3 protein-coding genes are annotated in these 2,205 nt (G+C 73.4%); 1 reads left to right on the forward strand and 2 read right to left on the reverse strand.

Annotation, left to right across the window (positions count from 1 at the left end; genetic code table 11):
• Both AB0C29_RS44805 and AB0C29_RS44810 read right to left on the reverse strand, forming a co-directional pair.
• The coding region (locus AB0C29_RS44805) for a hypothetical protein (protein WP_360833960.1) at window positions 1–219 on the reverse strand (219 nt) is incomplete at its 3' end.
• 69 nt (window positions 220–288) lie between these two features.
• A complete protein-coding gene (locus AB0C29_RS44810; RefSeq protein WP_360833962.1) occupies window positions 289–924 on the reverse strand; it encodes an adenylate/guanylate cyclase domain-containing protein in 636 nt (211 codons plus the stop codon).
• Window positions 925–1,094: 170 nt separating this feature from the next.
• Between AB0C29_RS44810 and AB0C29_RS44815 the strand changes: the two genes are divergently transcribed.
• On the forward strand, window positions 1,095–2,205 hold a 1,111-nt coding region (locus AB0C29_RS44815), incomplete at its 3' end, for an AAA family ATPase (protein WP_360833964.1).

The following is a 2,205-nucleotide window of genomic DNA, read 5'->3' on the forward strand; positions in this document are numbered from 1 at the left end:
CTGCGCGCACTGGCGGCTGAACTGGCGTTCGCCCTCGTTGCTCGCGGAGTTGTTGTCGCGCAGGAGTCTGAGGGCGTACTCCTGGCCCCGCAGGCGTACCCGGTGCACGACCGCCTGGGTGCCGCGACCCAGCTCGCCCAGCACTTCGAGCCCGGCGGCGTCGCCGGGCTCGAGCTGCAGCAGGGCCGGCTCAGCCGGCGGAGAAGGCGTGGCACCCACGTTGCCTTTATCGGCCCAGGTCGTCCCCGCTGAAGGATTGGGTCCCGGCGGATCTGCCGGCCGGGCCGGTCAGCCGCACGTCTGCAGGACCGGTCCAGCCGTCACCACCTGCGGGTACAGCGCCCGCGACAGCTCCACCGGGGCCGACTTGCCGGCCACCGAGACCGGCGGCATCTCCTGGTAGACCACCGCGTGGTCGGTCACCGCCCGGGTGGCCGCGCAGACCACCACCGTGTCGTGCGGCGCGTACGCCTGCAGCCGCGCCGCCGTGCTCACCACGCTGCCGCTGACCATCCCGTACCCGCCGTCGCGGGTCTGGTCCAGGTCGACGATGGCATCGCCGGTGGCCAGCCCGACCCGGGTCCGGACCGGGAACCGGCCGGCCAGGAGACGCCCCCGCAGCGCCTCCTGGATCGCCAGGCCGGCCCGGACCGCTCCCACGGCCGCGCAGCTCGTGTCCTCCGGCGTGCCGGGCAACGGCCCGTCCGCCCCGAAGATCGCCATGACCGCGTCCCCGATGAACTTCTCGACCACCCCGCCCGCCGCCCGGACCTCGGCCGACACGGTGGAGAAGTAGTCCATCTGCAGGTCCCGGACGTCCGCGCAGTCCAGCTCGTCGACGATGGCGGTGAAACCCACGATGTCGACGAACAGCACGGTCACTGTCTGTCGCCGGCACCGGATGCCGGCAGTCATTCTGTTCATGCCCCACGCCCCTTCGCCGCATTGGCGAGGCAAACGGTGCCAGCCGGCAGGGGTACAGCGGATCCGCAGAATGACGTATCTGTGACAGCGGGCCCAGCGTCGAATTTGTGACGCAGAACAGTCCGAACCGACGAGAACGTGCTACCCGGATCGGCACTAGGCTGCCACGCATGGCCAGCGAGGGGGACGACGCGCCTATTGTCGGACGTACCGGCACTTTGACCGCGGTTCGCACGGACCTGCTGGACGCCGGTCCCAGCGGCACCGCGGCGGTGTTCGTCACCGGCGAGAGCGGCGTGGGCAAGAGCCGCCTGCTGCGCGAGACGGCGGATGCGCTGCGTGACGCGGGTGTCGCCGTGCTGTCCGGCACCTGCCTGGACATCGGCGACGCCTCTCCCCTGCACCCGGTCCTGCAGGCGCTGCGCCGCGCCGGGGTGCACGCCGACACCGCCCCGGTGGACGCCGCCGCCAACCAGGACGGCGCGGGCGTACTCCTCGAACGGGTCTCCCAGCAGCTGCGTTCGCTGGCCCAGGGCCGGCGGCTGCTGCTCGTGCTCGACGACCTCCAGTGGGCCGACCGCAGCACCCGGCAGCTGCTGCTCTACCTGCTGGCGGGCCTCGGCGAGATCAACCTGTCGGTGCTGGCGGCAGTCCGGGCCGAGTCACTGCACGGCTCCCATCCGCTACGGCGGGTGCTGGCCGAGCTGCGCCGGTTGCGGTCCGTACGCGTGCTCGACCTGGCCCCGCTCGACCAGGAGTCGACCGGTGAGCTGGTCGCCGCGATCGCCGGCACCGACGTGGCCCCGGAGGACGCCGACCGGGTCTACAAGCGCAGCGGCGGCAACCCGTTCGTGGTCGAGGAGCTCTCCCGGGACCTGCGGGACGGCCGGGTCGAGCTGTCGGACACGCTGCGCGAGATCTTCCTGTCCCGGGTCGACGAGCTGCCCCCGCACGCCCACGACGTGGTGCACGCCGTCGCCGCCGGGGTCGAGCCGGTCGAGCACGCCCTGCTGGCCCGGGTCCTGCCGCTGCCGGAGACGGAGCTGATCGAGGCCATCCGGGCCGCGGTCGCGCACCGCTTCGTGACCAGCGCGGCCGACGGCTACCGGCTGCGGCACCAGGTCGTCGCCGAGGTCCTCGAGCACGAGGTGCTGCCGGCCGAGCACGCCGCCCGGCACCGCCGCTACGCCGAGGCGCTGGAGGCTGTGCCCGGCGCCGTCCACCCCGCCCGGCTGGCGCATCCCGGGCGGCCGGCGGGCGAGCCCGCCCGGGCGATGCCCT

This window comes from Actinoplanes sp. NPDC048791 (assembly GCF_040650095.1).
In the GTDB taxonomy this organism is placed as follows: Bacteria; Actinomycetota; Actinomycetes; order Mycobacteriales; family Micromonosporaceae; genus Actinoplanes.

What these genes read in the sequence shown, in the direction of transcription:
- AB0C29_RS44810 (WP_360833962.1), bottom strand. Translation starts at nt 924, where the DNA reads ATGAACAGAATGACTGCCGGCATCCGGTGCCGGCGACAGACAGTGACC.